This window comes from Brachyspira catarrhinii (assembly GCF_005518285.1).
Lineage (GTDB): Bacteria > Spirochaetota > Brachyspiria > Brachyspirales > Brachyspiraceae > Brachyspira > Brachyspira catarrhinii.
Map to the genome: position 1 here is coordinate 1 of NZ_SJDU01000332.1, position 2,576 is coordinate 2,576.

The 2,576-nt window shown below is 32.4% G+C and carries 3 protein-coding genes and 1 pseudogene; all 4 read right to left on the bottom strand.

Features of this window, described 5'->3' with window-relative positions:
- A partial coding sequence (locus EZH24_RS10125) for an amino acid--tRNA ligase-related protein (RefSeq protein ID WP_236847161.1) occupies positions 1 to 788 on the bottom strand: 788 nt, incomplete at its 3' end.
- Between the two features lie 154 nt (positions 789 to 942).
- The gene (locus EZH24_RS10130; protein WP_137999019.1) at positions 943 to 1,359 is read right to left on the bottom strand and encodes a T9SS type A sorting domain-containing protein; all 417 of its coding nucleotides are present in this window, start codon (positions 1,357 to 1,359) and stop codon (positions 943 to 945) included.
- A gap of 21 nt (positions 1,360 to 1,380) precedes the next feature.
- Positions 1,381 to 2,199: a PTS sugar transporter subunit IIA gene (locus EZH24_RS10135; protein ID WP_137999020.1), complete on the bottom strand. Its 819-nt coding sequence runs from the start codon at positions 2,197 to 2,199 to the stop codon at positions 1,381 to 1,383.
- A gap of 84 nt (positions 2,200 to 2,283) precedes the next feature.
- Positions 2,284 to 2,576 (bottom strand): annotated as a pseudogene (locus tag EZH24_RS10140) (elongation factor G); the annotation flags it as partial.

The following is a 2,576-nucleotide window of genomic DNA, read 5'->3' on the forward strand; positions in this document are numbered from 1 at the left end:
TTATCGAACGATATATATTTAGCCAAATTCAAAAATTTCAAAAATTCGTCCGTGCTTAAAAAAGAAGTTTCAATATCCACTTGAGTAAATTCTGGTTGTCTGTCCGCTCTTAAATCTTCGTCTCTGAAACATTTCGCTATTTGATAATATCTGTCGAATCCGCCTATCATAAGTATTTGTTTGAATATTTGAGGAGATTGAGGCAAAGCGTAAAAATCTCCCGCGGACAATCTCGAAGGAACTAAAAAATCTCTCGCTCCTTCGGGCGTGCTTTTATTCAAAATCGGAGTTTCCACATCTATAAATCCGTTTTCCGTCAAATATTTTCTGAAAGCGTTAGTAATTAAAAATCTGTAATATAAATTATTAAATATTTTCGGGCGTCTTAAATCCAAATATCTATATTTTAATCTTATCTCTTCGTTCGTGTCTATATCGTCTTCGAGCATAAAAGGAGGAGTTTCGGAAGTATTTAAAAGTTCCAATTTTTCAACCATAACCTCGATTTCTCCCGTTGGAATTTTCGGATTAATCATATCTTCGCTTCTCGCTCTCACACGCCCTTCAACGCTTATCACATATTCGCTTCTTAAATCTTGAGCTTTATTATGAGCTTCTTCGTTTACTTGAGGATTAAAAACTATTTGAGCGAATCCCGTTCTGTCTCGCAAGTCCACAAATATAACGCCTCCATGGTCGCGTCTTCTTAAAACCCATCCCGCTAATTTTACTTCTTTTCCAATATCTTTTTTCGTAAGTGTTCCGTTATAAGCGCTTTTAAACCTCATTTTAAAATCCTTTTTTATTTTGTTATTTTATTTTTTATTTTTATAATTTATTTTTAAATTAGATTTAGATTAATTATATTATGAATAGATATAATAAACAAGGGGTTTTTACACAGGAGCAAAGCGAAGTAGTCCATCAATACGATTTTTTAACCTACTTAATATAAGTCCTAAATTCTTCAATAAAAGTAGAATCCTCTCTATCTTTCACGGTTATTTTTGCAATATAAACTCCAGCGGGCAAATATTTTTGATTTTTATCTAAACCATACCATTTGCAAGTCGCAATTTTTTTATCGGAAGTGTCAATATTCAAATCTTTACTATCGAGCAAATCGCCCGAAGTCGAATAAATTTCCACTTTAGCATTTATTATCTCTCCGCTTTTTATAGAAACTCTATAAGTAGTATTCGTTTCTTTTGAATTGAAAGGATTAGGAAAATTATAAAAATTGTCTATTCCCGAATTTGGACTTAAAGAACATGAAGCTATATAAAAGATAAAGAAAGCTAAAAAGAAAAATATAATATGATTCTTTTTAGCCGTCTTTACAAAATTATTCTTTTTCATTAAATTAATCTAAAATTAAATTTAATCCGTTGTAAATAATATTCTTCCGCAATGGAAACACATTATTATTTGATTCTGTCTTCTCACTTCATTAACCGTCATTTTCGGAATCGCCACATTACAAGCACTGCATTTATAATTGTCAATTTTTGCCAAAGCCTCGCCCTTGCTCTCTTTAATTCTTTTATAATTTTCCAAAACGGATATGTCGATTTTGCTTAAAATAGTGTCTTTGTATTTTTTATATTCTTCCAAAACCAAATCCGATTTTTGTTGAGCATGAGTCGAACTGTAAAGCTCATATGCCTTAATTTGTATGTCCGCTCTTTCCAATTCTATTAAGAATTTAATTTGTTTTTCCGCTTCAAACTTTTCGTCCAATTTTTTGAAAGCGTCCAAAACTTTTTGAAGTTCTTCAAAATTTTTCGTTTCCATCACTTTATCGAGTATTTCTTTTTGATTTACCAAGAAAAATATTTGAGATAAATTCAAAAGATAATCTTGAGGATTTTCAAGGTCCGAAAGTATGGCGAAAACCAATTTAACTGGAGTTTGGTCGTCCGAATCCGAATCGTAATTAATCTCTTCTTTAAGAAAACCTACGAATATGTCGGTTTTTCCGTATCCTTGAATTCTTCCATGAGGAACGGCGACTCCGTTTCCAATATTTGTCGTGTATTCTTTTTCCCTCTTTTTGAAAGCGTCAAAAATCGCGTCCGCGGACGGAGAGGAAATAACCGCTATTTTTTCGCTTAAAGTTTTGAATAGCGAATCCTTGTTTGTAGATTCCAAATCTTCAAATACATGTTCTTTTATTATTTTGTCAATTATTTTGAGCATATAATCTCCTATTTAAGTATTTTATTATTATAATATACAATACAAAAAATATCAAATTTTTTATATCGTTTTTTAAATCCAAATTCAAGCCGAAGCCCCCGAACTTCCCAATAAGGCTTTTCTTTCTTCTATAACTTTATCCGCCAAAGGTCCAGTTAACTCCTGATAATGCGAATGTTCCATTTCAAAAGTTCCTCTTCCCGAAGTGGACGCTTTCATTTCTATGGAATAAGTGAGCATTTCCGACAAAGGCACTTCCGCTTTAATCATCTGCACGGTATTTGACGCCGCCTCCATTCCCAATATTTTTCCTCTCTTTCCCGTAAGTTCGTTCATTATAGAACCAGTAAATTCTTCTGGGACATATACGACAACTT

What these genes read in the sequence shown, in the direction of transcription:
- EZH24_RS10130 (WP_137999019.1), bottom strand. Translation starts at nt 1,359, where the DNA reads ATGAAAAAGAATAATTTTGTAAAGACGGCTAAAAAGAATCATATTATA.
- EZH24_RS10135 (WP_137999020.1), bottom strand. Translation starts at nt 2,199, where the DNA reads ATGCTCAAAATAATTGACAAAATAATAAAAGAACATGTATTTGAAGAT.